This is a genomic window from Desulfonatronospira sp. MSAO_Bac3 (genome assembly GCF_003838035.1).
In the GTDB taxonomy this organism is placed as follows: domain Bacteria; phylum Desulfobacterota; class Desulfovibrionia; order Desulfovibrionales; family Desulfonatronovibrionaceae; genus Desulfonatronospira; species Desulfonatronospira thiodismutans.
On sequence record NZ_QYZY01000128.1, the window covers coordinates 1 to 1727 of the forward strand.

The 1727-nt window shown below is 52.2% G+C and carries 2 protein-coding genes; one reads left to right on the forward strand and one right to left on the reverse strand.

Annotated elements, in window-relative coordinates; all coding sequences use genetic code 11:
• Nucleotides 1–141: 141 nt before the first annotated feature.
• Nucleotides 142–942 carry a 3-methyl-2-oxobutanoate hydroxymethyltransferase gene (panB, locus tag D5S03_RS04720; protein ID WP_287042815.1) on the reverse strand — a complete coding sequence of 267 codons (801 nt, stop codon included), beginning with the start codon at nucleotides 940–942 and terminating at the stop codon, nucleotides 142–144.
• A 219-nt stretch (nucleotides 943–1161) separates the two neighbouring features.
• Between panB and D5S03_RS04725 the strand changes: the two genes are divergently transcribed.
• The gene (locus D5S03_RS04725) at nucleotides 1162–1569 is read left to right on the forward strand and encodes a cereblon family protein (RefSeq protein ID WP_287042816.1); all 408 of its coding nucleotides are present in this window, start codon (nucleotides 1162–1164) and stop codon (nucleotides 1567–1569) included.
• Nucleotides 1570–1727 lie beyond the last annotated feature (158 nt).

Here is a 1727-nt window from a genome sequence, read left to right on the forward strand (position 1 = left end):
ATTTCATCTATCTTGCGCAGGCCTTCCCGGCCCGAAGCCGCTTCCACGGCTTCATGACCGGACTGCTGCACTATTCTTTTCAGGATAGTTCTTTGAAAGACCGAATCCTCTACTATCAATACCCTGGCCATGATCTTCTCCTTAGCTGTCCTTGTAGCAATGGCTTTCATCGGGAAATTCACCGTTTTGAACCTCCCTGCGGAAACGCTCCACCGCCTCGGAAATAACTCCGGCCAGATCAGCGTATTTTTTGACAAAGCGAGGTCCCGGTCCGGTGCTCATCCCCAACAGATCATTTATTACCAGCACCTGTCCGTCGCATTCCGGCCCGGCACCTATGCCGATGGTTGGTATGTTCAGGCTTGAAGTTATCCTGGTGGCCAGTCCCGGCGGCACCGCCTCAAGTACCAGGCTGAAGCAGCCGGCTTCCTCCAGCTTGCGCGCCTCCTGCACTATCTTATCCCCGGCCTCGCCACGTCCCTGCACCTTGAAGCCCCCGAAATGGGCAATGCTTTGAGGTGTAAGGCCCAGATGTCCCATGACCGGTATCCCGGCTTTAACCATGCCCTGGATCTGAGGCAGAATGCTGTCCCCGCCTTCTACTTTCACCGCTCCGGCCCGGCCTTCTTTGAGCATGCGGCCGGCGTTGATCACCGCTTCTTTCACACTTACCTGATAGGACATAAACGGAAGATCAGCCACCACCAGGGAATGACTGGTAACCCTGGTCACAGCCTTGGTGTGGTGAACCATCTCATCCATGGTCACGGAAAGGGTGTCCTCATGTCCCAGCACAACCATGGCCAGGGAATCCCCAACCAGAATCATGTCGATCCCGCCCTGATCCACGAACCTGGCCATGGCACTTTCATAAGCGGTAAGCATGGTCAGCTTTCTTTGTCCCTTGGCCTTTATAACTTCCGGTACCGTCATCCTTGGCATAACTTCATCCATTTTTTTACAGGTTATTCAGTATGTCCCGCACTGTACAACCAGCCCGGGGTCAATTTCCAACGGGTCTGCAATTTGCGCATTTGCACTTTTTTTCCGGCCTCCGAAAAGCTCTCTTTGAACCTATTAAGTGCTGCATGTCAAGAGATGGACAAATTGACATGTAAGGCGCAAGCATTTAAAAGCAGGATTAACCATGGAGAATTGGACATGTATTATCTATTGAGGGAAGAACCGGGAAAGGACTTCAGTCCAGGCACGACTTCCCTGGAAAACCCCCGTGAATTCCAGGACAGGCCCAACCTGCTTTGCTACGGGTGCCTAAGCAGAATAACCAGCCAGGATGCGGGCATCAGTGTCAACGGCAGCCAGAAGCACGTGTTTGTAAACCCGCACGGGCTGGTATTCGAAGTGGGCTGCTTTTCCTGGGCTGTCAACTGCCTGGGAACCGGACCAAGCACGGCTGAGTTCTCCTGGTTTCCAGGATTTACATGGCAGATCGCGGTATGCATATCCTGCCTCATGCACCTGGGCTGGCGTTATACATCCGAGGACTCAAGCGAATTCTACGGTCTTATCATGGACCGCCTGGTTCTTGATACCTCCAGTGAAAAATAGACCTTGATTTTTCAACATGGCAATGCTTTTATCAGTATCGACGTCGATATCGAAAAAGGATTATGGACTGTAATTATTCACCCCATCTGCTTCAGCTGGATAATCTAAGCGTCTGGTTGCGGATTCATGGTCCGGGGGCTTTGCAAACTGGGCGTAAA

What these genes read in the sequence shown, in the direction of transcription:
- panB (WP_287042815.1), bottom strand. Translation starts at nt 942, where the DNA reads ATGCCAAGGATGACGGTACCGGAAGTTATAAAGGCCAAGGGACAAAGA.
- D5S03_RS04725 (WP_287042816.1), top strand. Translation starts at nt 1,162, where the DNA reads ATGTATTATCTATTGAGGGAAGAACCGGGAAAGGACTTCAGTCCAGGC.